Origin of the sequence: Halomonas sp. 113 (assembly GCF_904067645.1) — a bacterium.
GTDB classification, from domain to species: domain Bacteria; phylum Pseudomonadota; class Gammaproteobacteria; order Pseudomonadales; family Halomonadaceae; genus Vreelandella; species Vreelandella titanicae.
In genome coordinates this window covers 990,431-1,016,640 of record NZ_LR881453.1, presented here as the reverse complement: position 1 = coordinate 1,016,640, position 26,210 = coordinate 990,431, and the positions used below count along the sequence as shown (strand labels likewise).

The window sequence follows — 26,210 nt, the reverse complement described above, 5'->3', positions numbered from 1 at the left end:
TCCTTGCCTTCCTGTAAAGAGCGCTGAAGTCTAACAGCAGCGCCTCTCACCAAGAAGACGTCATTCATATTGGGTGGCAAACGAGCAGCGACAGAGGCCTGACAAAGAGTAGTCTGAACCGGAACGCTATTCCTAAGAGCTATTCCTAAGGGCGATTCCGAAGGGCGATTCCTAAGAACTATGTCAGATGGTTATCCCAGCGGAGTTCCAGACTGGCGACCAGTTGGGGTGTTGCCGAGCCAGGCGTTACTCGGTAGAGCCCGCCCTGGCCGGAGGAGACCAGAAAGCCGCCGTTGCCGTCGCAGCGGGCGCCGGCGGCGTCGGGTAGCGCTAGGCTGGCAACAAGCTTGCCTTGCGCGGCATCCAGCAGCAGTACCCGGTTGCCGCGAGGGGCAGTCACCAGGGCATTGCCAGAAACACGGCTAAACGCCACGCTGGCAGTGTAGTGCTTCAGACTGGCGGTGACTTCATCGGCCAGCGCCAGCTCAGAGAAGTGCCCTTGGGCATCCAGACGGCAGATCAGCGGATGGGTCTCCCACTCGGGCCCTTCAAACTGGTAGCCAGCGATCACTGTACCGTCCGCCGCCACATCCAGATGACGGCAACTGAGCTGGTGGTGCGAAGGTTCGTGACGTGCCAATATCTCGCCGCTGTGGCGATCCAGCAGCATCAGCGCTGGTGCCATGGTATCAAGATTGAGTTTAACCCGGCCATAGTCAGGATGAGTCTTGATCCCCCCCAAACCAATCACCAGTGTGTCACCATCCGGCATCAGCCTAAGCTCATGAGGCCCGATACCACCCAGCGGCATATCGCGCACATGGGCGTAGTCGTTGGCAGCGTCGTAAACGCGCACTAGCCCGGCGCTGTCCTCCAAACGATTGGCGGTGACATACAGATAGCGCCCGCTCAGGTCGAAAACGCCATGCCCGTAGAAGTGGTAGCCCTCCCCGGCCGCAATGGTGTGGGCTAATTGGCGGCTGTCCCCATCGATCACATGCATCCGTGTGCCAGGGCGGCGAGCAAACAATACCGCCTGGCGAGAGTCGGGCTGCAGACAGCCTCCATGGCAGCGCTCGGGTACTTCGATCATAAAGCGGGTCTGACCATCCAATGCCACCCCGGCGATGTAATGCCCTCCTCTGGGGTCGTCTACCGCGCTGAACAGCCAAGCGGCTTCCTCCCGCGCGGGCAGCGCCCAACTCAGCGGGGTCAGCGCCATGGCGACGCTGCCCAACCCTACTTTGAGTACTTGGCGTCGCTGCATGGTTCAATCCCCATCGCTGGAGTTAAAGCCTCGTACCAGCCCCAGTTCACCAGCGATCTCGTTACCCAGTAGATGGCGTAGCTGGCTGATGTCGAGGTAGAGCGACTGCAGACCGCGAAACGCCTCTTCGTCTTCAAGGGAAGGCACCAAGCCCGGTGGCAGTTCGCTGGCCTGAACGAGTGTCTTATCCAACTGATCACGAAACGCCTCGGCGAGCGGCAGCGCATCGGCCTCGCGCAACAGCGCGGTGAGCCCCGGCAAGAAGCCGGTACGCAGACCCTCCAGGCTGCTCTCTACCAATCGAACCGTTTGTCCGCTTCGCCACGCTTCCGCCAAGTAGCCGTTGGCGGGTGCGCCTTTAAGGCCCATGGGCTCACCGAGCCGTTTATCTTCGAGTATTTCGAGAGCCTGGATGGCGCTCGCCAGCGTGGTCTCCGTGTAGTCAGGAGTCTCAAGATAGTGCTCGCCAAAGGCCTGCCAGTCGCGATGCAGCGCGCTTGTGGTATCAGCAAGATGCGTGGTGATGGCCTGCATCAGCGAGCAGGCTCCAGGGTCGCTCAGGGCCTGTTCGTCCATGGCGTCGTCATAAAGCAAGTATTCAAGGGCGGGAAAGCCTTGAATCGCCACGCTGTCACTGGCGATATCTTGGGCATCCGGGGCTTCGGCTGCCTTCAGCCAGCCGCGCACCTTGCTGCCCACCAGGTTTTTACGGTCTGGCCAGAATTGCAGTTGCCAGCCTCGGCTATTCTGCTCGACCGGGCCGAACTGAATAAAACGCACCGCCTGCCAAGCTTGATAGGCGCTCAGCCAGTCATTTTCCAGCCGCTGTCTGAGCGCTTCGTCTGGGCTCTGGCAAAAGCGTGCGGCGCTAGCTTCCAGGCGCTCGGAGGCGGCGCTCAGCTCAGCATACTGAAGTTCCACCGCGCCGTGCCACATTTCCCGCGGCGTAGGGGTGTCCGTAGCAAAAGAGAGCGGCGTCGCGAGTAGCGCGCAAGCCAGCAAACTCAGGCGGCGAAGAGATGCGATCACGTTAACTCCTTAACAGTAATGACTTACAGGGATTCAAGGAAACGTATAAGTTCCGCTCGCTGGTCAGCGGGCAATGCGCGATAGCCCTGGGTAGCGCTTTCTGCCTCACCACCGTGCCAGAGTATCGCCTCTTCCAGAGTGCGGGCGCGACCATCGTGGAGAAAACCAGCCCGGGGGTTAACCGTTTGCGCCAAGCCGATGCCCCACAGCGGCGGGGTGCGCCATTCGCGGCCATCGGCCTGGAACTCGCTGCGATGATCAGCCAGGGCATCGCCCAGATCGTGGAGCAGTAGGTCGCTATAGGGCCATATTTCCTGATTGGCTAGCGCCGGACGGGCAGCATCCGCAGCGGTGCGATGGCGCGGCGTATGGCAGCTCGCGCAGCCGAGCGCGTTAAATCTCTCAGCGCCCTGTTTCACCGCTGGGTCATCCATATTGCGTCGCATCGGTACCGCCAAGCTGGAGGCGTAGAAGGTCACGAAGTCGGCCACGTCATCGCTGACCTCAGGCGTGCCACCGTTAGGAAAATCATCGCACCCCTGGCTCTCCATGCAGTCGGTTTGTGGCACCAGACTGGAGGTCAGCCCCATATCCCCGGCAAAGGCGTGCAGCCCCTGCTGCTCAATGCTGGGCTCGCCGGCTTTCCAGCCAAAACGCCCTAGCACCGTGGTACCACTGCGCACATCCCATACCTGGTTGTAGCGGCCGGAAATCCCGTCGCCATCAGCATCGTCAGGGTCTGCGGCAGCGATAAGGTCAGCTTCAGGAATCGCTTCTAGCAGGCCCAGGCCAATCATTGGAGGTGCTAACCGTGGCGAAGTTTGCAGTGACTCCGGCAGCTCTCCGTAAGCGGGCTCGGCAATCGAGTAGAGCGGCTCCTGCAAGGTGACGCTGGTGCCATCGGTGAAACTCACTTCCCGAGGACGATACTCAATCACCAGCTTGGCCTCGGGCTTGGCACCGCTAATCGCCGCGGTTTGGAGCTGCAAACCGTAGTTAGGTACCGGAAGCGCGCCCCGCTGCTCCAGTGTTTCTGGATCCGCTTGGCTTGCGGGTAGCGAGAGGCGCAGAAACAGCGCGATGGGGTTTTCGTCGCCGGTGGGTGGGTGCCCCCGACCATCTTTAAGGTGGCACCCCTGGCAGCTATTGGTATTGAGCAGCGGCCCCAGGCCATCCCGGGCCTCGGTGCTGGCGGGCGCCGCCACCCAAGGGTTGCGAAAGAAGCTGTTACCGACGCTGAAATCCAGCCGCTTGGTCATCGACATATTACCCAACGGCAGCGAATAGGCGTTATGGTCAAACTGCTCCACCGAGCCATCGCCACCACTCATGGGCGTCGTTTGAATGGGATAATCTTGGCTAGGTGGCGCATTTTGTATAGGTGATTCGGCTGCCTGCAAGGGCACGGCCAACAAGAACAGTAAGAAACTGCTGTGGGCTAATGTGCTGGGCACCCACTTGGCTAGGACAATAAACCGGGGTAAGCGGTACATGGTGATACCTTGAGAAGGAAGATACTGACAAAACCAACAGAGCCGCGCGATAGCAACACTATCGGCGGCTCATAGTAGACGCTAGTCCGCTCTAGAACCGGTGACCGGCATCATCAGGCTGTAGGGAGGTCACGCCCAGTTCACCTGCGGCCTGTTCGATAGACCCTGTTTGCGCCACCAGAGAGAGAATCGCCTCGTTGATCAATTCACTGCCCTGCTCGTTACCCGGCGCAATCATCATATCGAATGCCATCGGCGAGCTTTCCGCTTCAGCCGCCTGCTTGATAGCATCAAGCCTCGCCATGGTGGCTTCAAGCTGCGCACCAAGGGTGTCGGCTAGCTCGCTATCTGCTTGAGACAGTAAGTCTTGCAGCGAAGGCCCCTCTACCACACTGCCATCAAGGCGTTGATAGCTGCCGGTGTAGATATTCTGAACACCCTGGCCGTTGTAGTAGTGAGAGTTGTGGGTATTGTCACTGAAGCAGTCGTGTTCATCCTCAAAAGAGTTGGCTTCCAGCGCTACCTTCATGCGCTCACCCGCCAGCTCGCCAAGCGACAGCGAGCCCATGCCAAACAGCATGCGGCGCAGGCCTTCCTGATCGCTCTCCGCCAGCAGCTCCTGGCGATAGTTGCCTTCAGTTTCCGGCGCCCACTGGGCCACCATCCACTCAAGGTCGTCAACGAGCAGGTCGGACACCGCGTCCAGATAGCTGCGGCGGCGATCGCAGTGGCCATGAGTGCAGTCATCGCCGGTTTGGTAATCACTCACCGGTCGTTCGCCGTTGCCTTCCTCAAAGCCATGCAGATCCTGCCCCCAGAGCAGAAACTCGATGGCGTGATAGCCGCTGGCGACGTTAGCCTCCGAACCGCCAATTTCATTCAGGTCGGCGAGTAATGCTGGGGTAATGTCGCTAACGTCCAGAGTTTCGCCGCCGACAGTGATTTGCTCGTTGGCAATAATATTAGCAGTGGCGCCTTCGTTACCCAGCTCATGCTGGTAGTCGTCGCCTTCGACATAATCGATCATGCCTTCGTCCAGAGGCCAGGCGTTGAGCTGTCCTTCCCAATCGTCCACCACCGCATTACCAAAACGAAACACTTCGCTCTGCTGATAAGGCACCCGCGCCTGCAGCCAGGCTTGCTTGGCTGCGCTCAGGGTTTCGGCCGTGGGATTGGCGAGCAATTCGTCGATACGCTCGTTCAATGCTTGGGCAGCATTCAGTGCATCGGCGTAATTGGCATGAGCCAGATCGGCGTAGTGTTTAACCACGGCGTCAGCGCTAACGGTGTCAGCAGCAGCGGTGTCGACAGCAACTGGGGCAAAAGGCATCAGCGCGCTAAGCGCAACGATGCCAGCAAGAGGGCGACGGAGCATGATGGCGGGCATTACAGTGTCCTTTAGGCTGTGGCATTACAGAAACTACTCACATAAAGTGCTAGGCAACCCGAGAGGGTTTTGGTGCTCTAGCCCTGCCTGAAATGTAATTCATTGACCTATGAGATTCAATCCTATTTGATCTTAAATAGAGAGCACTACGCCGTTTCATCACCATTTTTTGCTCTGTGTCACTTTTTGCTGCCTTGGGAAAACCGACATGCTGGATTATAAACTGCTTCATGCCTTGGCAATCGTGGTGGAGTGCGACGGTTTTGAGCGCGCAGGCGATGTACTGGGGCTTTCGCAGTCAGCTGTCTCCCAGCGCATTAAGGCACTGGAGGTTCGCCTTGGGCAGCCGGTGCTTATACGCTCTCCTCATCTAGCGCCGACCCCTGCGGGCCAGCGGCTGTTGACCCATTACCAGCAAGTACAGCTATTAGAGCGCGATCTCCGCGGCTCCCTACCCACGCTGGATGACCAGGCGCCGCGTCTGCGGATTGCTATCAATGCGGATAGCTTGGTCACTTGGTGGGCCGAGGCCGTTGCCACGATCTGCCAAGAGGAGGGTTTACTGCTGGATTTGGTGATTGAAGACCAGGATGTCGGACTCAAGCGCTTGCGCGATGGCGATGTAGCGGCCTGCCTGTGCGCCACACCACAACCGATAGCCGGTGCACGCAGTGTTGCGCTGGGAGAAATGCGCTACCACCCTTTGGCGACACCGGCTTATATCGAACGCTACTTTCCAGAAGGCCCTTGCAAAGAGAGCTTTCAATCCGCGCCAGCCATCGTCTTCGGCCCTCACGATCAGTTGCAGCATCGCTTTCTTGCTCAGTGCGGCTATCACGGCCACTTTCCTTATCACCTCTGCCCATCTTCAGAAGGGTTTGTGCGCTTAGCCACAGCCGGGGTCGGTTACGGCATGATGCCTCAGTTGCAGGTCGGCGAATTAATGGCCAGTGGCCAACTAGCCAGTGTTGCTCCCGGTCATTTTTTAGCAGTGCCCTTGTACTGGCATTTTTGGCGCCACAGCGGGCAACTCATTCAACGACTTACGCAACATTTAAGTCGTGCTATGACTTAAGCATGAGAGTTTTCAACGTTTCCTTTCACCAAAGCCAACTACACTCAAAGAGCTTATCGTACGGCACAAGGAAATTTGAGCTGCTTTTGAGCGGGGTGGCATGCAAACCGCATCTGAGCGCTATGCCGACGAATTAGCGGCCCCCGGCGGGTAAGGGAACCCAGGGAACAGCGAACGGGGTAAAAAAACGAAAAAAGCGATACCCTATGCATGCACAACGTTTAACAGCGGGTGTTTACACCGGCTTATTACTGCTGCTTGCGGTTTGTTTTATGCCCTGGGCGCAGGCAAATACTCTCCTATCCGCATCGCCAAGCCAGGCGAGCTATTCACTTGCCCCTTATAACGAGTTCTGGCACGCCGACGAACAGTCTGTAACGCTTAACGATTTGCTCGCCCAATCGCGTACTTTTACACCCACGCACCAAGCCCAAGATTTAAATTTCGGCTATACCCGTGGTGATGTGTGGCTGCGCACTCAGGTGCGCAATGATTCGTCGGAACCCCAGCGTTGGATGGTGGAGTTTGAATACCCGTTCTTGGATTACGTTACCCTTTATACGCTTCGCCAACAACTCCGCGATGTGCAGCAAAGCGGCAGCGCGGTTCCCGTTGAACAACGCGCGCTCGCCCACCGGCAGGCGGTTTTTCCACTGGAGCTGGCCGCCTTTGAAACCGTCACGCTGTATACCCATGTGGCTGCCTCAGGCAGCAAGATGCTTAATTATAACTTATTAACGCCAGAGGTGTTTTATACCCAAAATGATCGTCATAATTTTTGGCTGGCGACCTACTTTGGCATGCTGCTGGCGATGGGTTTATATAACTTACTGCTATTTTTCGGCTTAAAAGAGCGCATATTTCTTCACTACTCGCTATTTGTCGCTGGCTTTGGACTTGCCATTCTGGCGTTTAACGGCATTGGCACACTCATGTTTTGGAGTTTTCTGGGTGAGAACACATCTCGCTTGGTGGCGCTCGGTTTCACCTTTGCCTCTACCATGGCCACACTGTTTGCGCAGAGCTTCCTAAACACAGAGACGTATTGCCCACGCTGGCACCAGGTATTAAACACCTTTCGCAGCTACTGTTGGCTCGCCGTCATTGCCTCGCTGCTGCTGCCCATTCCTGCGGCCCTCCACCTAATGGATGTGACGGGGTTTATGGCGGCTTTACTGCTCCTGATATGCGGCAGCTACTGCAGCTTTCGACGCATACCCAGCGCTAGACTCTTCGTGTTTGCGTGGTCGCTATTTCTGCTGGGTGCAGGTGTCTTTGCACTCCGCAATCTGGGCATACTGCCGGCTAATTTTATTACCCTACACGGCATTCAAATTGGCTCAGCGCTAGAAATGTTACTGCTTTCGTTTGCACTGGCATCACGCTTTAACAAACTTAAACGGCAAAAAGAGCGCGCTCAAGCCGCTATGCTAGCTGCGCTAAAAAAGCAGGAAGCCGTGCTGGAACAAAAAGTCGCTGCCCGAACTAAAGCGCTAGAGCATTTAGCCAACGGCGATATGCTGACCGGTTTATTAAATCGCCATGGCCTGGCGCGCTGCGCCGCAGAAGCTCTGGAGCGTAATCGTCAAAACGGCCATCGCTTGGCGCTCCTGATGCTTGACCTGGATCGTTTCAAACCCATTAACGACTGCTACGGCCATGAGGCAGGTGATTTTGTCTTACAACAAATTGCCAAACGTATTGCCCATATGGCGCGTACCGGTGACCACTGTGCACGCTTTGGTGGTGATGAGTTTATTATTATCATGGAGAACATCGAACCTCACGATACGCTTGAGAATATACAGGCACGTATCGACGAAGCCATTCGCTCACCCATAAAACTCCCCTGCGGCGAGCGAGTTAGTGTTAGCGTGAGCATTGGGGTAAGCACTTGCCAGGGAACAGAGGGCGCCACTCTTGAGAGTTTACTGCGTGAAGCCGATAGCCATATGTACGCTGTCAAATCACGCCAAGCGGTAGAGTTCTATCGCTACGGCTCGGCGAGTTAGGTATTAACCTTGGTCATTAATCAAACAGGCTCATACGTTTCATAACGTTATCGCGTTTGATTTTCCAATGGAACATGGCACCGGCAACGTGCAGTACCACCAAACCTAAAATGGCCCACCCCAGGCGCCCATGCCACATAAAGAGTTGTTCAGATAGTTGCTCGCGCTCGCCAATCAGACCGGGTAAATGCCAGTGGAAAAACTCCACGGGAAAGCCGCCGCTTGCGGTAGCCGCCCAGCCCAATAAAGGCATAACGACCAACGCCAAGTAGAGCAAATGGTGAACGCTGGTACTCACCACCCTCTCGAAGGCATTTAGAGGCGGTTCATGGTCAGGCACCACAAAGGCCAGGCGGGTAATAATACGTAGCGTCATTAGCAACAGGATCAGCACACCCAGCGTCTTATGGCTGGTATACAGCAAGTTCGTCAACATATTGCCGACTAGAGCGAGGGTGCGTTCATAGCCCAAAAAGCCTAACGTTAAACCGCTGGCCAAGGAGAGCAGCACCGCGCCAGCCACCAGCCAGTGCAACACCCGATGCGGGTAGATATAGTGATCCAGTTCGTGCATGCAGTGCTCCTAACAGCCAATTCATTTGCTCTTCATTCTAGTCAGTAACGCTCCCTTACGCTGATTAAAGCACTACACGGCCATCAACGCTAAGCATTACCTAGGCTCTACTTGGTCTCAAAAGCCACTTTATAACGCTTGTTCGGGCACTGCCAGTTGATCGCGTATTAACTCTGCCAAACGGCGCGCAGGCTCCGAAGGTCGGTGCGGCGCCCGGTGCAGCGCCAACTCAATCATCGGCAGCGCAGGCAGCCCACTGCTCTCATCCAGCGGTCTCAGTGCAGGGGTTAGCATGCTGCGAGTCACCACCACGATGGCCAGCCCAGCGGTCACAATTGGCGCCAGCCCTGCCATGGATTGGCTGGTATAGGCCACGCGCCAGCTGCGCTCCGCCGATTGCAGCGCCTGCTCGGCCACTTCACGGAATACGTCAGCTCCCGGTGAGTAGAGCGCCAACGGCAACGGGTCGCTTAGCAGCGGCTGCTGGTTCATACCGACTGCCCACAACAGCGGTTCCCGGCGAATCACATCGCCGCCCGGCGAGTTGCGCTGCCGGGTCACCAGAGCGAGATCCAGCTCTTTAGCTTTAACCTGCTCAACGAGATGCGCGCTAGTGCCGCAGATCACCTTTAACCCCACGGCGGGGTAGAGCTGATGAAAGTAGGCAAACACCGAAGGCAGCAACGAAGCGTAATCTTCAGGAATGCCGAGGGTAAGATCGCCTGTCACCTGGCGCGCCTGCATATCGCTCCACGCGTCATCGTTAAGTGCTAATAGCCGTCGGGCGTGGTTAAGCAAGCGTTCACCTTCTGAGGTAAAGCGTATTCGCCGCCCTTCCCGCTCGTGCAGCGTGAGCGAGAGCTGCGCTTCTAACCGCTGGAGCTGCATGCTCACAGTGGACTGGGTATACGCCAACCGTTTAGCAGCTGCGGTCACACTCCCAGTGTCCGCAATCGCCACCAGGGTGCGTAGCAGGGTTAGGTCTAACGTGGGGGCACGCATATATCACCAAGCTTGATGAAAACGATCACAAAAGATCGATATTGTGATGCATTGATGATGAGTATGCTGCTCGGTACATGCTCAAATCAAGGAGAACTCTTATGCATCCCGTTCACTCCCCTGCGTTATTCCCACGTTGGTACAGTGTTGGTGCGGCGCTGGTGGCCGTGATGCTTTGGAGTTCGGCACCGCTGCTGGCTGAGTTTGCCAAAGCGACACCGCCCTTGCAGTTAACTGCCGTTACCCTGTTAGCGGGATCATTGGCGACGCTACCATTAAGCCGCCGCGTAAACGTCGCTGCCAGCGGCGTGGGTTGGCAACTCAGCGTTTGGGTGGGTATCCCACTGCTCATCTTTGGCGCCGTCAGCACCTACTTTATTGGTATGCGGCTAGCCCCCGCCGCCGAAGCGGCGCTAATTACCTACACGTGGCCTGTGCTGTTCGTGCTGCTCAGCCAATGGAGCCATTTTGGCCGCCTACGCATCGCAGGGGTGGTCGGCGCTCTGATTGCGTTTTCAGGCGCTGCGCTACTGCTGGTTCCTCAAGCCATCAGTGGAGGGCTGGGTGGTGCCACCACGGGCTACGCGCTAGCACTGCTGGCCGCCTGCTGCTGGGCGATCTATTCATGGTTAAGCCAAGCTGCACCAGTGGCCTTAACACCCCTGCTGCCGCGGCTACTGCTGATTACCTGCGCTATTGCCGTGGCTGCCAGCTTAATACTGGAAGGCACCCTCGCCCTCCCCAGCGGTGAAGCGTTACTCGCGGGCATCGCACTGGGTTTAGGGCCTTACGGAGTAGCCATGGTGGCCTGGGATAAAGCATTGCGCTGGGGGCACGCGAGCCTTGTGGGCAGCTTGGCGTATGGCGTGCCGATTCTAGCCGCCCTACTGCTGGTGCTAGCAGGCATGAGCGTGCTCGACTGGCGCCTACCCGCCGCGACCGTGCTGGTAGTGGCAGGCTGCCTCAAAGCTGGCCGTTAACCTCCTCACGCCTAACTATTTACGTCTCACGCCTCACCATTTACTCCTCACCATCGACCAATAAACCAACGCCCCTATCACGATAAGCAACAGGGGCGCTGGGTATTATCGATTAACGCTAACAATTAAAGCTCTGGGGGAATGTCCGTCGGCTCCATGTCGAGGCTTAGTTCAAATAAGCCGCTACCGGTAGCGCTAAACCCGCGTGCGCTTACCGTGTAAGTGCCGGGCAGCAACTGCTCTTGAAGCCGTGAGTCGGTACCGCCCGCGCCGTCGTCATCGCTGGCGACAAAACCCTGGCCACTGATCTCAATAAAGGTATCAAAATCGTCAGAGCGCATTTCCAACGTCACTAACGAGCTCTCTTCTACTTCCAACTGATACGTCAGCGGTTCACCGCTATACCAACCGTTAAGCGCTTCACCAGGGGTAAGCGTGCCTTCATTACGCAGATTAACATCTGGCATATCACGCGGTGCCATGGAGAGCGTAAACATGCCACTGCTCTCGCCATAGGCAGTACGTGCCGTTAGCTGATACTCACCGGGAGCAAGAAAATCAGCGATGCTAGCATCCAGATTGCCGGCACTGTCATCATCTTCGCGGTAGTAACCGTTAGGCCCTTCAAGCACCAGGTAGGAATCGATATCGCTGGAGCGCATCTCAATTTGGTACATGCCTGCTTCTTCTACTTCTACTTGGTAACTAAGCCCCTGGCCACTAAACCAGCCGTTGAGAGAGTCATCGGGAGTGAGCGCTCCATCATTACGCAGCTCACCATCACCCGGTAACTCGTGAGGCTCTACTGAAAGCGTATAAACGCCATTGCCATCATCGTAGGCGCTACGTGCCGTCAGCGTATATTCACCGGGTTCAAGGAAATCAGCGATGCGCGCGTCTAAATCACCGGCGCTGTCGTCGTCTTCGCGGGCGTAACCGTTCGGCCCTTCAATCTCCAGGTAAGCGTCGAAGTCGTCAGAGCGCATTTCCAGTTGGTAGAGGCCTGCCTCTTCTATGTTCAAGGTGATTTCACGGGCATCCCCTTGCAGCCAACTATCGATGGGCTCGCCCACTGCCACTGTGTCAGCATCCGTCAGCTCAACGGTTCGGCTGACAACGGTAAACGGGCCATAACTGTGGGCATCGGCACCGCTAACCACCACTACATAGTCGCCGCTCTCTTCTATACGGTGACGAACGATAGGGGCATTATCGAGCAGTTGTAGCTGATCATCATAAAGCGCCACAACACCTTGCAAGGCTCCGTTGAGAGAAATCTCAACAATCTCATCCTCTTCCAGTGCGATGGCGTAGCGCATGAAGCGGCTGCCATCGTTACCGTTCAGCTCGCTGGCCGAGGTTATTTCGCCACGCATGCGCTCATCAAGCGTGAGCTTTTCAAGGCCAACAATAGCCTCGGCAACGGACGGCTGATCAGTTGTCTCAGCAGTTTCGTCAGGCGCTTCATCGGCGGTTTGCCCCGGTAAGGGAATAATTTGAGCAGCGAGAAAACCAACGGCTGCGCCACCGATCGCCACCAATACAAACGTAAACGAAGAAGATCTAGCCATGAGCGGTTCCTTGTTGAGTCGCAATGACAATCATTAATTAGATAAGTGTCAGTGATTATAAGATGCTTACTCAATTAAAGTGAGCGTTTCATGAAGAATGCTGCTTTGCACAAAGTGCTTTCTCTATTCATTTCATACCTGGGTTGATAAGTCACTGAAACCCAAGGCCACATAAGTAGAGATTTAAAAATCTTGAAATTGAACCTATTTGCATCGATCTTCTCAAAGCTTGCTGACTCGTTGCGACAAGGGTAGTATCGAAAAGCCTATTCAGGCACCTCATCAAGAGTGCGGGATTCGCAACAAGCAAAACCGAGGTACTCCCATGGGAGCCGAAAAACGACTGATCCGAACGATTTGTTTGGCAGCGATAGTGGTAAGTAGCGCTGCTAATAGTGCTTTTGCACATGAAACAGAAACGCAGGAAGGCGTCGCCTCCTTTTACAGTGACCGCTTTCAAGGAGCGACCACTGCCAGTGGAGAGCCCTTTGACCAGCAGGCGTTGACCGCCGCCCACCCGAGTTTGCCGTTTGGCACCAAGGTGTTGGTGACACGCCCGGACACGGGGCAAGAGGTAGAAGTACTGATCAATGATCGTGGCCCTTTCATTCAAGGACGCATTATTGATTTATCTAAACGCGCGGCAGCGAAGCTTGGCATGATTCGCCGCGGTACAGCTCCAGTGATGGTAACGCTGTTGGATTAACGGATAACACATCCTTGGTTGTTGTGTGATACCCATTAGCCTAATCAATGCGACAGCACACGAAGCATCGTTATCTTAAAGTAGTCAACAGACAGGGTGACCAGCAATGGTCACCTTGTTTCTTTATATGGCTTACCTCTTGTGACTTACTTCCCGATACATTAACGAACTTGCAAGCAGGCTAATGGTCTCTATGCTGCAAGGAGTTCGATACACGCTCAGTATTCGCAGGAGACAAATCCATGCAGTCACAATTCTATACGCTTACCGATTATCCCAAAGGCCTACCCGATCGCACGCTCTTCAAGCTGGAAACACAAACCCTACCCGACCTAGCCGAAGGTGAAGTGCGTATTCGCAACCGCTGGCTTTCCGTAGATCCCTATATGCGTGGTCGCATGAGCGGCATTCGCACCTATGTGGAGCCGTTTGAACTCGGCAAGCCGATGGAAGGCGGTGCCATTGGCGAGGTCATCGAGACCAATGATTCAAGCTTAAAAGTGGGCGACAAAGTGAGCCATATGGGCGGTTGGCGGGATATTGCCCAACTGCCTGCGCAGGGCGTCACGCCGCTACCCGATATCGATGTTCCCGAACAAGCCTATCTGGGCGTACTCGGTATGCCTGGCATGACCGCCTGGACTGGCCTCAACCTGATTGCCGAATGCAAGCCGAGTGACAATGTGTTGGTTAGCGCGGCTAGCGGTGCCGTAGGCTCCCTGGCAGTACAGTTGGCCAAAGCCAAAGGTTGTCATGTGGTCGGTATTGCCGGGGCTGCGCATAAGCTGGCCTGGCTTGAATCATTGGGCGTTGAACCGGTTAGCTATCGTGACCGTCCCGCACAGGAGTTAAGCGACGCCATTAAGCTCGCCAGCCCCAACGGCATTGATGTGTATTTCGAAAACGTCGGCGGTATCTGCCTAGAAGCAGCATTGAACCAGCTAAATGAAGGTGCGCGGATTGCCGTATGCGGCATGATCGACAGCTACAATGCAAAAGAGCCTACCCCCGGCCCGAGCAATCTCTCTCAGTTAGTAGTGCGCAAGGCCAAAATGCAGGGCTTTATTGTGGCTGACCATTGGGCTAGCTACCCCTATTTCCTGAACGAAGTAGCCCCCCAAGTAGCGGAAGGTAAGCTGGTATATAAAGAGACAGTGAAAGAAGGCCTGGAGAACACCCCCGATGCATTCCTGGCCCTGTTTGACGGCGGCAATACCGGTAAAATGCTGGTCAAGCTATAAACCTCACGCCTTCTGGCTAACCCTACCGCGACATTAACTACCCTGGCGGTAGGGCACCCGCCTTAGAAAAAAACATCAAATCGTTAGACCAATAGCGAATTGATTATTAAAATCATCCACCATAGCGGTGTGTTTTAACCCATCGGCGCCGCCGATGGGTTAAAGCGCGTTGCGGGTTCGCCGCTTGGCACTTATTGCTTGAATTTAGGGTTTAAGCGGCATGCATTAACGTATTAAGTACGTTTCACTAGGGGAAATCTCATGGAAGAAAGCACGCGCGCTCACAGTAAATGGCCAGCTATTATAGTTGGCCTGCTACTATTTATTATCGGCTTGGTGCTTGCTTTTGGCGGCAGCAAGCTCGTCAGCGTAGGCGGCAGCGCCTACTACCTAATTGCCGGGCTTAGCATTATTGCTTGCGGCATTCTATTTGCCCTGCGCAAAGGCGCCGCTCTGTGGCTCTACGCGCTGATTCTTTTTGCCACATTAGTGTGGGCTCTGTGGGAGGTTGGTCTCGACTGGTGGCAGTTAGTGCCTCGCGTTGCCATTCTCTGTTTAATAGGTATTCTGCTGCTCCTGCCCTGGTGGCGTAAGCCACTACACTCAAAAGGCGGCAGTCTGGCGCTTGTTGGCAGCATTACTGCCGCTGTTATCGTGGCCATTGCCAGCCAGTTTAACGATCCCGGTACTATCGAAGGGTCGCTAGCCGCTAACAACCAATCAACGACCGATAGCGTAAACCCTGCCCAAGTGGCGGGCGATGATTGGCCCGCCTATGGCGGCACCAATGCAGGCACCCACTACTCTTCCCTTGATCAAATTACGCCGGAAAACATCGGCGAGCTTGAAGAGGTATGGCGGATTCAAACCGGTGACAAAGCGGGCCCCAATGCGCCCCCGGAGATCACCAATCAAAATACCCCGCTGAAAGTGAATGACAGCCTGTATATCTGTACCTCTCACAGCCGGGCAATGGCGCTGTCACCCGAGACCGGTGAAACCCTCTGGGCATTTGACCCCGAGATCAGCACCATGGGGGCGGATGACTTTTCTGGCTGGGCACATATGACCTGCCGCGGCCTCGCCTACTATGACGCCGCAAACTATTCTACTGACACTAATGACTCTGCAACCGATAGCACAGAAGTGACGAACAGTGACGCTGCCCCGAACAGTGCAACGGCACTCTCTTTTGATATCTTCGATGACAGCGATATTTTCAGTCTGGATCTCTCCTTCTTGTCACTGCTGTTTGGTGTTGAAGAAGAAAACGGCGCCCCGCAGCAACCCATGCTCAGCGAGACCGACGTCATGTGCCCACGCAGGCTCTACCTACCCACGGCGGATGCACGCTTGATTGCGCTGAATGCCGATACGGGTGAGCGGTGTGCCAGTTTTGGTAATAACGGAGAAATCGATCTCACCAACAATATTGGCGATTTCTCACCGGGCGGTTACTACTCCACCTCCCCTGCGACGGTAACCGAAAATCTGGTTATTCTGGGCGGCCACGTCACCGACAACAGTTCCATTGACGAGCCCTCAGGCGTTATTCGTGCCTTTGATGTGCATACCGGCGAGCTGGTATGGAACTGGGATAGCGGTAATCCCGACGACACCGACCCGCTACCAGAAGGCGAAACCTACACCCGCGGCTCCCCCAACGTATGGGCACCGATCAGCGTTGATGAAGAGCTAGGCCTGGTTTACCTGCCAATGGGTAACGCCACGCCTGACCAGTATGGCGCTGACCGCACCGAGAACGATGAAACCTACAGCGCGGGTCTAGTGGCACTCAACCTGGAAGATGGTCAGGTTGAGTGGGTTTACCAGTTCGTACACCACGACCTATGGGATATGGACTCACCTGCGCAACCGGTACTGATTGACCTGGCCACTAGTGATGGCACCCAGCCCGCGGTTATTCAGCCGACCAAGCAGGGCAGCCTATATGTATTGAACCGTGAAACCGGTGAACCGATTGTGCCCATTGAAGAGGTTCCTGCACCTCAGGGCGCCGTGGAAGGCGACTGGACCGCCGAGACTCAGCCGCGTTCAGCGCTTAACCTGCTGCCACCGCCGCTCACCGAGCGCGACATGTGGGGCGCTTCACCGTTTGATCAAATGATGTGCCGTATTCAGTTCAACTCTTTGCGCTACGAGGGCCAATACACGCCACCTTCGCTGGAAGGCAGTATTGTTTATCCAGGTAATGTCGGTGTAATGAACTGGGGTGGTGTGGCCGTTGATCCCGAGCGCCAAGCGCTCTTCACTGGCGCTAAATACCTGGCGTTTGTGTCTACGTTAATTCCTCGTGAAGAGGTAGAAGAAGGCCAAGGCTCTGCCAGCGAACAGGGTTTACAAGCCAATGAAGGCGCACCTTATGCCGTTGAGCTTGGCCCGCTGCTTTCAGTGCTCGGCCTGCCCTGCCAAGCGCCCTCCTGGGGCGATGTAGCCGGTATCGATCTGCAAAGTAACGAGGTGGTGTGGAAGCACCGCAATGGCACCACACGCGACAGCATGCCGTTTGATCTACCGATTGGCTTGAACGTCGGCGTTCCTGCACTAGGCGGCCCGCTGACGACGGCTGGCGGGGTGTCGTTCTTAAGCGGCACGCTGGATCAGTACCTGCGCGGCTACGACATCACTACTGGCGAAGAGCTGTTTAAAGCACGCCTGCCAGCAGGTGGCCAAGCCACGCCGATGACCTACACCGGCCAGGATGGCCGTCAGTATGTGGTCGTCACGGCGGGTGGACACGGCACCTTTGGCACCAAGATGGGCGATTACGTGATTGGTTACGCTCTGCCTGAGTAAACGGCTAACTTAGCGTTATCACCCACGAGAACGGGCGGCCTCAGCAATAATGAATGAGCGCCGCCCGTTTTTATTTACTTGCAGTATTTCGACTTAAAAGCGTACTTCTAAACCGCCATACACACTGCGCCCCGGAGCAGGTTCATAGAAGCGACCAAAGGTGCCGTTCAAGCGCACGTTGGCGTAGTGCTCTTCATCTAAGAGATTGCGCACGCCCACATACGCATTTAGCCGTGTATCGCTTCCCAACTGCCAACCATCACCCACCCGCAGGTTCACTAGCCAGTAGCTATCGACTTCTGTCTCATTGGCGTTGTCCGCCACCATATCGCCCACGTACTGGGTTTCCAGCGTGGCAAAGCGCTCATCCAGACCCTGCCAAGTGAGTTGATTGACCCAGGTTTGCTCGGGCAGGCCAGGAATGCGATTCCCGCCAAAGCTTTCAGTTGGTGTAGCAAATTGATCAAACTCATAGCTCGCCAGCGTAACGGCGCTATTCAACCGCCATTGGTCGGCCAACTGCCAGCCCAGCGCCAGCTCGATACCGTCGCGGTCGGTGTCGCCTGCGTTTTGGTAGAAGGTGCGACCGCCGTCATCATACGGCACGAGCTCGTCACGCACGCGCACCGAAAATAGCGCCAGATCGTAATCCATGGCCAGTGGTTCAACGTAGCCCCGCAGCCCCACTTCACGATTCCAGGCTTTTTGCGGCGACACCGACGGGTTAAAACCACCGCCCGCCGGATTGGCAAACTCGGAGAACGTAGGCGTTTCAAACGCCGTACCAGTATTGATATAGGCTTGATGCTGCGGACGATAACGGTAACTTAACCCCGCCGAACCGCTCCACTCATTGAAGGTCTGGTCACCGCTTTGATCGCCATCGTCCTGATAGCGATCATCTACTTCTAGCTCCACTCGGTCAAAGCGTGCGCCAAGCGAGAGCGTTACCTGCTCGGTCAGCGCTAAATCGCCCTGGGCAAATACCCCAGCGGAGGTCGCCGTTTGGGTCTCTTCCGCCAACTGCTCGCCGACCACACCTTGGCCATTTACCGCATTACGAAAGCGCTCGTCGTCTTGACGCGCCACATCGACACCGGTGATATAGCTCAGCGGCAGGCTGCCCAAGCTGACTTCATGATGATACTCAGCACTCGCGCCCAGATAATCACGCTGGTAGCCGATACGGCTATCGCCCACGTAGGGTAGCTGCTGCTCAAAATCACGCTGCGCAACAAAGCCTTTTAAATAGAACTCACCAGGGCCGGCGGATAAATCTTCGTACTGTAAGCCAAGAAGCTGCTGATCTACGTTCTGTCCTGCATCCAACGCCAATGAGTTTGGCGCTGCTTGATCACGGCCACTGGCCACTTCACGCGCGTTCAGCGCGCCAGGGTCTTCGGAACGGGGATTTTCAAGCAGGTTGATAATCGCGGTTAACGCCCGATCACTGCCTAACTCTCGGCGCAGTTTGGCATTCAGCAGGTATTTCTCCGTAGAGCTCTGTTCCCGATAACCATCCACATTGAGTGCCGAAAAGCTCACATGGTGCGACCAATCACCCTGGGCTCCACCGGTTTGTACGACCGCCTTACGGTAGCCATCACTGCCCACCTCGGTTCGCACGCTTGAGCCAGGGTTATCGCGGCCATCGGCGGTGGTCACATCAATTACCCCACCCGCCGCGTTGCCGTAAAGTACCGAAGAGGGCCCGCGGATAACTTCGATGCGCTCAGCGCTGTCCAGATCAATGGCATCTAACTGTGCCTGGCCATCGGGTAACGTATACGGAATGCCATCCACCATCACGGTAATACCGCGAACGCCAAACGGCGCCCGAGCGCCGAAGCCGCGAATGGAGATTCGCTGGCCTTGGGCAAAGTTATCGCGGTTTTGCAAAAACATGCCAGGCACTCGCACTAACGCCTCATCCAGCCGTGTGCGCTGCTGTCCCTGAGCAATCGCCTCACGGTCGAGCGTTGAAACCGCAGCGGGCGTGGCGTAAAGCTCTCGCGATAGTCGTGGCGCTGTGACTTGCAGTGTGGCTAGCGTGTTATCAGTTGTCGGGCTCTCTTGCGCCCAGCTTTGGCCTGCGCCAAGACAGCTTAATAAACAAAAAGACGTGGTGGTTACTTTTAATGGCACTTTGATGAACACGGAGTCCCTCCCAAACAGCGTAGAGCGGAAATAAATGGCGGAATTGAACGATTGCCTACTTGGCCAGTCACAGGAAATTAGCCAAGGCATGGATAAATAAGTTGATCGTGCCTACACTTGTACAAGTTACACCAATGAAAGCAAAGGAGGCTTCATGGCGTTTACAGCGACTGATCCAATCAAGATGATTTTTGCCGTAATACTTCCCCCACTCGGCGTATTTTTTGAGGTCGGTTTTAAAGGGCATTTCTGGCTGAATATTATTCTAACGCTATTTGGCTTCGTACCGGGCATTATTCATGCGTTTTATGTGATATTGAAGCACTGATACCCGAGAGCAGTAGATTGCTTTAACTAAACAGGCGTCTCTATGTAGGGGCGCCTGTTTGGGTTCAAATGGGATCGTTATCGATGACCACTATGCGTATGGATATGCGTAAAGTCCGGCCATGGCACCTTAGGCTGGCTCAGGGCATACTCTAAGGAGTCGTGCCCACTCACCATCAAGAGCCTCGCCCCTATGCCATTGGGCCATCAACCGCCTCTGCGCGTCGGATTTATCCTACTCCCGCTATTTACCATGAATGCCTTTGCAGGGTTCATCGATTCATTGCGCTTGGCTGCCGACAAGGGTGGCCGAAGCAGGCAAATCCACTGTAGCTGGCAGATCATGGGGCCCGGCCCAATCACCTCCAGCTGCGGCTTGGAGGCCCACCCACAAACACCATATCGTGAACCGGGTGAATTCACTCATATTGCCGTTTGTGGTGGTAATGACTATCTCAATCCCCACGAAGATCAGGCACTGAGTCAATATCTCAAGGAAGCGCATAGCAAAGGAGTGAAACTTGTCGGTGTATGTACTGGCACATTTGCCATTGCCCGTGCAGGCCTGCTGAGAGGCCAACGGGTATGTGTGCACTGGAACGTAATCAATGATTTTCGCCAACAGTTTCCCAAAATCGATGCCACTCCCGATCGAATATTTCTGGAATCCGCCAGGGTAATCACTTGTGCAGGCTCGTCAGGTGCAACGGATATGGCCCTGCACCTGATTCATCGCACATGTGGCCCCGAGAAGGCCCAGCAGGCGGTTCGTCACATGATCTTAAACGGCATGCGTACGTCCAACTCTCCACAAACACACTTTTTTGAAGCCATCCATGAAATTCGCGATGAGCGAGTCCGGGTAGCCGTACTCACCATGGAGCAATCGCTGAATACCCGTCTAAGTGCTTGTGACCTGGCCAAGCGGATCAATTTAAGCCCCCGACAGCTTGATCGACTCTTTCGTCAAGAACTGGGAATCACACCTATGCGCTACTTCAAAATCATGCGCCTGCGCTATGCAGACTGGCTACTCCACCATACCGACAGCTCAATTGCCGATATTGCCGCTGACTGCGGTTTCTCCGATGCCGCTCACCTCGCCCGAGACTTTCATGCGCATTTCGCTTGTAGCCCAGGCCAGTCACGCCGTCAGGAAAAACGTTTGTAGCTCTTCGTTAGCCGCCTGCTGTCATGATTTTCAAACAGTTACTACGTGCGCAATCCGTCCAAAAAATTCAATTTTCTGTCTCTTTTATTCTATAAATCATGGTGGCGCAGACCTACTCTAGAGACACGTGATCGTAAAGGTCCGTGACATGACTCCCGCAAAAACAACCTCCGGAGCGTCACCATGAAAGCACTTTCCTCCGTACGATATATTGCTTCCTTCGCCCTAGGGCTCGGTTTGGCAGGCCAGGTAGCTGCCGCCGAGCTAGAGCTTCGAGCGGCGACCATTGGAAGCCAGCAAGGCATCCAGATGGCGGGGTTGAATGCCCTAGCCGCACACGTGGCAGAAGCGACCAATAACAGTGCCGACATAAAACTTTTTCATTCTGGTTCACTTGGCGATCAAGTCAGCAATATAGAAGCAATAGATACACGCTTGTTAGATATCGCCACTATTGAAACGCCGATTACTACCATTGATGAGGATATGGGTATTCTTTCACTTCCCTATCTATTTCGAGACAGGGAGCATGTGAGCAATGTCCTGAGCGGTGAAATCGGTCAAGAATTAAAAGACAAGCTTCAAAAGCAAGGCTACCGTGTTATCGGTTTTTATGAAGGAGGTTTCCGTCATATTACCAACAATAGTCATGCCATTGAAAAACCTGAGGATCTTGACGGGTTAAGAATCCGTACCCCTGGCAGCCGCCAGCGTGTCGAGATGTTTAATGCCTATGGCGCTAACGCTTCCCCGCTGCCTTATCCAGAACTTTACTCCGCCCTTCAGACCGGTGTCTTCGATGGCCAAGAAAATCCTCTCGTCGAAGTAGAGGCCAGCCGCTTTTACGAAGTACAGGATTACCTTTCACTCTCTGGGCATGTTTACACCGTCGGCTTCCTGCTGATGAACGAGTCACGTTTCCAGGATCTTGATGCCAGCGTTCAGCAAGCTCTACTCGAGGGTGGCGAACAGGCCTTCGAGGCAACGGTTAACTTTGGAGAACAAGCGGATCAGAGCGTCGTGGAGCTTGTAAAAGAGAACGGCATGGAAGTGAACGAGGTAGACACTGACGCCTTCATAGCAGCCTCTCAACCTCTATGGGACTCCTTTACCGAAGGACTGTCACAAGAGGCACGTGACATGGTGCAACGCATCGCCGACCTCCCCTAACGACAGAGCACACTTCCCGGCGGGCACTTCCTGCCCGTCGCTACTCCCGGGAGCACTACCATGCTTGATCGTTTTTTTGAAGCGGTCGCGGCACTGCTGTTGGCTGCCATTACTCTCCTGGCAATAGCGGCAGTGGCTGCGCGCTACATCCTGAATGCCTCGCTATCGTGGAGCGCCGAAGTCTTAGTGGGTCTGCTGGTCTACATTACCTTTTTCTGCGGTTATCTGGCACTCAGGCAAGGCGCTCACCTACGTATTGATGTTATCGCTGCCTTACTTCCCTATCGCGGTCAATGGGTATTGTTCTTTATCAACCAGACACTGATAGGGCTGGTCTGCGTCATCATGATCGTGTGGGGCTTGGAACAAACACTCACCTTTTCCAACCGTACAACGCTGATGCTAGGTGCACCTCAGTGGCTTTTCTACTCCGCCGTGCCTATCTCCGGCGCGGGCATGTTGCTGGAATTGGTTCGCCAGTGTGTCGTTGCCGCCAAGGCAAAGATACCGCCCTATGAAGCCGCTCGAAGAGCCGCTCTGGAGGAGTCAGAGCTATGATTCTACTCGTCATACTACTTGCACTTCTGGCTCTGATTGGGCTGGCCATGCCAATCGCCTTCGCCTTGACACTTGTTTCTATCGGCGTACTCGCTTTTTCCGGTGTCGATATGCTCGTGCTGGTACAGCGCCTATACCGAGGTACCGAGTCCTTTCCGCTATTGGCTGTTCCGCTGTTCATTCTAGCGGGCCAGATAATGAACCACAGCGGTATTTCAGCACGGCTTGTCGATCTGGCTCGTTCCATGGTGGGGGCCATACGGGGTGGGCTGGCGGCGGTCAATATCTTGACCTCCATGTTCTTTGCAGGCATGAGCGGCACCTCCATGTCAGATACGGCCGCCGTGGGCGGTGTGATGATCCCCCAGATGGTCAAACGGGGTTACTCCGCACCCTTTACTGCCGCCGTGACTGCCTCCTCCTCCACTATTGGCATCATCATTCCTCCCAGCGTGCCCATGGTATTATTGAGTGCCTATATGGGACTTTCGACAGGGGCGTTATTTGCTGCCGGTCTAGTCTCAGGGCTCCTCATTGCCATAGGACTCATGCTGATGGCGTGGTGGATATCGGTGAAACGCCAATATCCTATCGAAGCTGCATTTTCGATCAGGCAACTGGGCAGTAGCTTGGTCAGTGCATTCCCGGCCCTGCTAATGCCAGTCATCATCCTCGGCGGTATCCTCGGCGGCATTTTCACACCGACCGAAGCCTCCGCCGTGGCAGTCGCTTATGGCATCTTCGCTGGTATGGTGCTTTATCGTTCGCTTTCACTACGTGCGCTTTATCGTGCCCTGGTTGAGAGTGCCGTGTTGACCGGTGCGGTCATGTTTGTGACGGCAGCGGCACATACACTCGGCTACACCTTCACTTACCAAAGTCTCGGGCAGCTAGTTCTCGGGCCGATCGCAGCTCTGGATATGGGCCCCATCGGCTTTCTACTGATTTTGAGCATCGTCTTGATTATTGCCGGTACCTTCCTCGATGGCATCGCGATGATGTTCATAGTGGTGCCACTGTTCCTGCCCAGTGTTCAATTGCTAGGCATAGACCCTCTCCAGTTCGCCATGGTGGTCATTCTTTGCTGGGGTATTGGCCAGCAGACGCCTCCGGTCGGGGCCGCCTTGTTTATTACGAGCGTGATTTCACGTGTCGATATCATCCGCATTACCTACGCCAACCTACCGTTCATTGCCGTGATGTTCGCAGTGCTGCTCGCCGTGATTGTCTGGCCTGCTGGCATGGTCATGAGCGTACCCCGCTGGTTTGGTCTTTAACCCAAGACTAATAACCCAACCGCACAGCCCATAGGAAGAAGCAACCATGAAAAACCAACAGTTCCTTGACGTTATCTATACCCATACGGAAGGCGAGCCAACCTGCATCGTGCATGCTGGCATTCCCTACCCGTATGGCAGCAACATTCTATCCAAACGCGCTTATTTGAAAGAGCATCACGACCATGTCCGCACTAGCCTGATGCGTGAGCCCCGCGGCCACCAGCACATGTTTGGTGTTTTTCTAACCCCACCTTCCGATGAGCATCATGACGCTGGCATGCTATGGATGGATGGCGAACAGTTCGTCGACATGTGTGGTCACGGCACCATAGCCCTTTCCATGGCGATGGTTTCTCACCGCTTGGCGCCACCAGCACAAGAAGACGGCATGACACGCATCCGTTTTGAAACTACCGCTGGCACCGTCGTCTCGGAGGTCAAAGCCGATGCCGACAAAGTGCATTGGACTCGCTTTGAAAATGTGCCCGCCTTCGTGATGGAGCAGGACATTCCTGTTGACGTTCCGGGGCTGGGTACACTAAAGGCTGACCTGGTATTTGGTGGCAACTTCTTCGCTATCATTCGCATTCCATCTGACAAGCAACCCATCTGCCCCGAAAATGGCAGTTATTTTTCGATGGCGGGAGAGGCGGTCAAGGCAGAATTGAATAAACGCATGACGATTCGTCACCCCGTACATGCTCACATCAATGGTCTAAATTTCGTTACGTTCTGGCATGAGGGAACGCAGCCAGATTCACTTTACCGCAACGTCCATGTGTTCTCAGGCGGCAAGCTGGATCGCTCGCCTGGTGGCACTGGAACCAGCGCCATGATGGCCATGTTTCACGCACGAAATGAACTGGAAGAGAACAAGGAAATCTACTCGGAAGGCCTGCTGGGAAGCGGCCGTTTCACGGGCAAAATATTGGGTGAAACCGAAATTGGTGGTTATTCTGCCATTCGTCCAAGCGTGCAAGGTACCGCTGAACTGATCGGTTATGCCAAATGGCTGATTGATGAGAGAGACCCCGTGGGTCGCGGCTTTATGATTGGTTAACGCGATCTCCCCCCTAAGTCGTTCTCAGGGGGGAGATAAACGCACTACCCTCTTACTGCCAAGCCCGCGTCTTCGACGGGCTCCTCTTGCAACTCCTCGCCTTCACTACGGGCTATCACGGAGGTGCCGACCAAGTCGCCTGTCACGTTCAGCGCAGTACACCCCATTCCCACCAGTGCATCGATAGCGGTGAGCAACGCGACGGTTTCAATTGGCAGGCCCACCTGAGCAAACACCGTGGCAATCATTATGATACCGGCCCCCGGCACCCCTGCCGTGCCCACCGACACTAGCGTGCCGATCAACACTATTTGCACCATGCTGATGAAATCCAGCGGTGCACCAATCACGTTGGCGGCAAACACCGCCGAGATGGCGATACGAATCGCCGCCCCATCCATATTTAAAGTAGCCCCTAACGGCAGACTAAAACCATAGATGCTTTTGGGAATTCCTAAGCGGTGGGCAGCATTAACCGTTAGCGGTAACGTACCCGAGCTGCTTTGGGTGGCAAACGCCGTGGCCATGGGCGTACGGGCTTCGCGAAAAAAGGTGCGCAGCTTCACGCCAAACAGCCGCATGATGCCGCAATAAATCAGCAGTTGAGTTGCCAGGGCGATATAAAGTACAACCACCATATCACCTAGTGAGAGTAGCGTTTCCAGTCCCTGCTGACTCACCGTTTCAGCAACAATCGCAAACACGCCGATGGGCACGTAGTGCAATACCCCCGACATTACTTTTAGAGTGACCTCATTTAGCGCTTCAATCACCCCATAAAGGCGTTCCCCCATGGCATGCTGGCGCTCCGACTGGCGCATTTTTAGCAGCGCAATGCCAAACACCAGCGCCGTAAAAATAATGCCCAACATGTTGAGTTCGGCAAACGCACCAATAATATTATCCGGCACTATATTCAGCAGCGTATCGACAACGCCTGGATTCTCGGGCACCGAGAAACTGGCACTCTCATCCAACGTCATACCGCTGCCGGGACTAAACAACGTGGCAACCGCTAAGCCCACCATGATCGCCAGCGCTGAAGAGGTAAGGTAATAACCAAACACCTTGCCGCCCACGCGGCCAGCTCTTCCCTCCCGGGACTGATTCACCCCCACCATCAGCGTAAACAGTACAATGGGGACAATCAGAAAAGTAAGCAGCCGTAGCAGCAGGTCACCCAGCGGCGCTAGCCAGACAGCCACTGTCTCACCACCAATAAGCCCAACGACAACGCCCAGAACAAGCGCAACAGTGACGCGTAAAATCAACGATGCCTGAGCATAGGCCTTCCATATACGAGTCATTTGCGTCCCTACAGATTTGAAGAAGT

21 protein-coding genes are annotated in these 26,210 nt (G+C 55.2%); 12 read left to right on the top strand and 9 right to left on the bottom strand.

The features are described from left to right. Nucleotides 1–178: 178 nt before the first annotated feature. The 4 genes from YERSI8AC_RS04945 to YERSI8AC_RS04930 form a co-directional block, all read right to left on the bottom strand. Nucleotides 179–1,267 (bottom strand): DUF1513 domain-containing protein, encoded by a 1,089-nt coding sequence (locus YERSI8AC_RS04945; protein WP_022523611.1) that lies wholly within the window; start codon nucleotides 1,265–1,267, stop codon nucleotides 179–181. 3 nt (nucleotides 1,268–1,270) lie between these two features. Continuing rightward, nucleotides 1,271–2,296 carry an imelysin family protein gene (locus tag YERSI8AC_RS04940; protein WP_009286895.1) on the bottom strand — a complete coding sequence of 342 codons (1,026 nt, stop codon included), beginning with the start codon at nucleotides 2,294–2,296 and terminating at the stop codon, nucleotides 1,271–1,273. Between the two features lie 23 nt (nucleotides 2,297–2,319). Then, nucleotides 2,320–3,789 carry a di-heme oxidoreductase family protein gene (locus YERSI8AC_RS04935; RefSeq protein WP_009286894.1) on the bottom strand — a complete coding sequence of 490 codons (1,470 nt, stop codon included), beginning with the start codon at nucleotides 3,787–3,789 and terminating at the stop codon, nucleotides 2,320–2,322. Nucleotides 3,790–3,880: 91 nt separating this feature from the next. After that, nucleotides 3,881–5,176: an imelysin family protein gene (locus tag YERSI8AC_RS04930; protein WP_138799719.1), complete on the bottom strand. Its 1,296-nt coding sequence runs from the start codon at nucleotides 5,174–5,176 to the stop codon at nucleotides 3,881–3,883. Between the two features lie 208 nt (nucleotides 5,177–5,384). On the opposite strand from YERSI8AC_RS04930, the gene YERSI8AC_RS04925 reads away from it, so the two are divergent. Then, a complete protein-coding gene (locus tag YERSI8AC_RS04925; protein WP_027957195.1) occupies nucleotides 5,385–6,251 on the top strand; it encodes a LysR family transcriptional regulator ArgP in 867 nt (288 codons plus the stop codon). Nucleotides 6,252–6,457: 206 nt separating this feature from the next. Next, on the top strand, nucleotides 6,458–8,263 hold the full coding sequence (locus tag YERSI8AC_RS04920) for a sensor domain-containing diguanylate cyclase (RefSeq protein WP_138799718.1): 1,806 nt from the start codon (nucleotides 6,458–6,460) through the stop codon (nucleotides 8,261–8,263). A 16-nt stretch (nucleotides 8,264–8,279) separates the two neighbouring features. Here the strand turns inward: YERSI8AC_RS04920 and YERSI8AC_RS04915 are convergent, their stop codons facing one another. Together YERSI8AC_RS04915 and YERSI8AC_RS04910 are read right to left on the bottom strand one after the other, a co-directional pair. Further along, nucleotides 8,280–8,837 (bottom strand): cytochrome b, encoded by a 558-nt coding sequence (locus YERSI8AC_RS04915; RefSeq protein WP_009286892.1) that lies wholly within the window; start codon nucleotides 8,835–8,837, stop codon nucleotides 8,280–8,282. Nucleotides 8,838–8,966: 129 nt separating this feature from the next. After that, nucleotides 8,967–9,839, bottom strand: a complete 873-nt coding sequence (locus YERSI8AC_RS04910) for a LysR substrate-binding domain-containing protein (protein WP_138799717.1) — start codon at nucleotides 9,837–9,839, stop codon at nucleotides 8,967–8,969. Between the two features lie 101 nt (nucleotides 9,840–9,940). Here YERSI8AC_RS04910 and YERSI8AC_RS04905 point away from each other — a divergent pair, with 101 nt between their 5' ends. Beyond that, nucleotides 9,941–10,819 (top strand): DMT family transporter, encoded by an 879-nt coding sequence (locus tag YERSI8AC_RS04905; RefSeq protein ID WP_138799716.1) that lies wholly within the window; start codon nucleotides 9,941–9,943, stop codon nucleotides 10,817–10,819. A gap of 125 nt (nucleotides 10,820–10,944) precedes the next feature. Here YERSI8AC_RS04905 and YERSI8AC_RS04900 read toward each other — a convergent pair whose 3' ends face one another. Beyond that, nucleotides 10,945–12,390 carry a hypothetical protein gene (locus YERSI8AC_RS04900; RefSeq protein ID WP_159176220.1) on the bottom strand — a complete coding sequence of 482 codons (1,446 nt, stop codon included), beginning with the start codon at nucleotides 12,388–12,390 and terminating at the stop codon, nucleotides 10,945–10,947. Nucleotides 12,391–12,715: 325 nt separating this feature from the next. Here YERSI8AC_RS04900 and YERSI8AC_RS04895 point away from each other — a divergent pair, with 325 nt between their 5' ends. The 3 genes from YERSI8AC_RS04895 to YERSI8AC_RS04885 all read left to right on the top strand — a co-directional run bounded on the left by YERSI8AC_RS04895 (nucleotide 12,716) and on the right by YERSI8AC_RS04885 (nucleotide 17,154). Next, on the top strand, nucleotides 12,716–13,096 hold the full coding sequence (locus tag YERSI8AC_RS04895) for a septal ring lytic transglycosylase RlpA family protein (RefSeq protein ID WP_027957199.1): 381 nt from the start codon (nucleotides 12,716–12,718) through the stop codon (nucleotides 13,094–13,096). 242 nt (nucleotides 13,097–13,338) lie between these two features. Then, a complete protein-coding gene (locus tag YERSI8AC_RS04890) occupies nucleotides 13,339–14,337 on the top strand; it encodes an NADP-dependent oxidoreductase (RefSeq protein WP_138799714.1) in 999 nt (332 codons plus the stop codon). Between the two features lie 261 nt (nucleotides 14,338–14,598). Further along, entirely contained in the window at nucleotides 14,599–17,154 is a 2,556-nt protein-coding gene (locus YERSI8AC_RS04885) for a glucose/quinate/shikimate family membrane-bound PQQ-dependent dehydrogenase (protein ID WP_022523620.1), read from the top strand. Between the two features lie 93 nt (nucleotides 17,155–17,247). Here the strand turns inward: YERSI8AC_RS04885 and YERSI8AC_RS04880 are convergent, their stop codons facing one another. Further along, nucleotides 17,248–19,311: a TonB-dependent receptor family protein gene (locus YERSI8AC_RS04880; protein ID WP_138799713.1), complete on the bottom strand. Its 2,064-nt coding sequence runs from the start codon at nucleotides 19,309–19,311 to the stop codon at nucleotides 17,248–17,250. A 154-nt stretch (nucleotides 19,312–19,465) separates the two neighbouring features. Between YERSI8AC_RS04880 and YERSI8AC_RS04875 the strand changes: the two genes are divergently transcribed. From YERSI8AC_RS04875 to YERSI8AC_RS04850, 6 genes are all read left to right on the top strand, one after another. Continuing rightward, nucleotides 19,466–19,639 carry a YqaE/Pmp3 family membrane protein gene (locus tag YERSI8AC_RS04875; protein WP_009722289.1) on the top strand — a complete coding sequence of 58 codons (174 nt, stop codon included), beginning with the start codon at nucleotides 19,466–19,468 and terminating at the stop codon, nucleotides 19,637–19,639. A 192-nt stretch (nucleotides 19,640–19,831) separates the two neighbouring features. Next, entirely contained in the window at nucleotides 19,832–20,809 is a 978-nt protein-coding gene (locus YERSI8AC_RS04870; RefSeq protein WP_022523622.1) for a GlxA family transcriptional regulator, read from the top strand. Between the two features lie 183 nt (nucleotides 20,810–20,992). Beyond that, nucleotides 20,993–21,979, top strand: a complete 987-nt coding sequence (locus tag YERSI8AC_RS04865; RefSeq protein WP_022523623.1) for a TRAP transporter substrate-binding protein — start codon at nucleotides 20,993–20,995, stop codon at nucleotides 21,977–21,979. Between the two features lie 60 nt (nucleotides 21,980–22,039). Beyond that, complete coding sequence (locus YERSI8AC_RS04860; protein ID WP_022523624.1) at nucleotides 22,040–22,537, top strand: TRAP transporter small permease; 498 nt, start codon at nucleotides 22,040–22,042, stop codon at nucleotides 22,535–22,537. After that, the gene (locus YERSI8AC_RS04855) at nucleotides 22,534–23,814 is read left to right on the top strand and encodes a TRAP transporter large permease (RefSeq protein ID WP_138799712.1); all 1,281 of its coding nucleotides are present in this window, start codon (nucleotides 22,534–22,536) and stop codon (nucleotides 23,812–23,814) included. Before YERSI8AC_RS04860 ends, YERSI8AC_RS04855 begins: the two co-directional genes overlap by 4 nt. A 46-nt stretch (nucleotides 23,815–23,860) precedes the next feature. After that, nucleotides 23,861–24,877, top strand: coding sequence for a proline racemase family protein (locus YERSI8AC_RS04850; protein ID WP_138799711.1), 1,017 nt, complete (start codon nucleotides 23,861–23,863; stop codon nucleotides 24,875–24,877). A 44-nt stretch (nucleotides 24,878–24,921) separates the two neighbouring features. Here YERSI8AC_RS04850 and YERSI8AC_RS04845 read toward each other — a convergent pair whose 3' ends face one another. Then, entirely contained in the window at nucleotides 24,922–26,184 is a 1,263-nt protein-coding gene (locus YERSI8AC_RS04845; RefSeq protein WP_138799710.1) for a dicarboxylate/amino acid:cation symporter, read from the bottom strand. Nucleotides 26,185–26,210 lie beyond the last annotated feature (26 nt).

Excerpts from the sequence above, each read along its gene's own strand:
- YERSI8AC_RS04945 (WP_022523611.1), bottom strand. The coding sequence starts at position 1,267 with ATGCAGCGACGCCAAGTACTCAAAGTAGGGTTGGGCAGCGTCGCCATG.
- YERSI8AC_RS04935 (WP_009286894.1), bottom strand. The coding sequence starts at position 3,789 with ATGTACCGCTTACCCCGGTTTATTGTCCTAGCCAAGTGGGTGCCCAGC.
- YERSI8AC_RS04930 (WP_138799719.1), bottom strand. The coding sequence starts at position 5,176 with ATGCCCGCCATCATGCTCCGTCGCCCTCTTGCTGGCATCGTTGCGCTT.
- YERSI8AC_RS04925 (WP_027957195.1), top strand. The coding sequence starts at position 5,385 with ATGCTGGATTATAAACTGCTTCATGCCTTGGCAATCGTGGTGGAGTGC.
- YERSI8AC_RS04920 (WP_138799718.1), top strand. The coding sequence starts at position 6,458 with ATGCATGCACAACGTTTAACAGCGGGTGTTTACACCGGCTTATTACTG.
- YERSI8AC_RS04915 (WP_009286892.1), bottom strand. The coding sequence starts at position 8,837 with ATGCACGAACTGGATCACTATATCTACCCGCATCGGGTGTTGCACTGG.
- YERSI8AC_RS04910 (WP_138799717.1), bottom strand. The coding sequence starts at position 9,839 with ATGCGTGCCCCCACGTTAGACCTAACCCTGCTACGCACCCTGGTGGCG.
- YERSI8AC_RS04905 (WP_138799716.1), top strand. The coding sequence starts at position 9,941 with ATGCATCCCGTTCACTCCCCTGCGTTATTCCCACGTTGGTACAGTGTT.
- YERSI8AC_RS04900 (WP_159176220.1), bottom strand. The coding sequence starts at position 12,390 with ATGGCTAGATCTTCTTCGTTTACGTTTGTATTGGTGGCGATCGGTGGC.
- YERSI8AC_RS04895 (WP_027957199.1), top strand. The coding sequence starts at position 12,716 with ATGGGAGCCGAAAAACGACTGATCCGAACGATTTGTTTGGCAGCGATA.
- YERSI8AC_RS04890 (WP_138799714.1), top strand. The coding sequence starts at position 13,339 with ATGCAGTCACAATTCTATACGCTTACCGATTATCCCAAAGGCCTACCC.
- YERSI8AC_RS04885 (WP_022523620.1), top strand. The coding sequence starts at position 14,599 with ATGGAAGAAAGCACGCGCGCTCACAGTAAATGGCCAGCTATTATAGTT.
- YERSI8AC_RS04875 (WP_009722289.1), top strand. The coding sequence starts at position 19,466 with ATGGCGTTTACAGCGACTGATCCAATCAAGATGATTTTTGCCGTAATA.
- YERSI8AC_RS04870 (WP_022523622.1), top strand. The coding sequence starts at position 19,832 with ATGCCATTGGGCCATCAACCGCCTCTGCGCGTCGGATTTATCCTACTC.
- YERSI8AC_RS04865 (WP_022523623.1), top strand. The coding sequence starts at position 20,993 with ATGAAAGCACTTTCCTCCGTACGATATATTGCTTCCTTCGCCCTAGGG.
- YERSI8AC_RS04860 (WP_022523624.1), top strand. The coding sequence starts at position 22,040 with ATGCTTGATCGTTTTTTTGAAGCGGTCGCGGCACTGCTGTTGGCTGCC.
- YERSI8AC_RS04855 (WP_138799712.1), top strand. The coding sequence starts at position 22,534 with ATGATTCTACTCGTCATACTACTTGCACTTCTGGCTCTGATTGGGCTG.
- YERSI8AC_RS04850 (WP_138799711.1), top strand. The coding sequence starts at position 23,861 with ATGAAAAACCAACAGTTCCTTGACGTTATCTATACCCATACGGAAGGC.
- YERSI8AC_RS04845 (WP_138799710.1), bottom strand. The coding sequence starts at position 26,184 with ATGACTCGTATATGGAAGGCCTATGCTCAGGCATCGTTGATTTTACGC.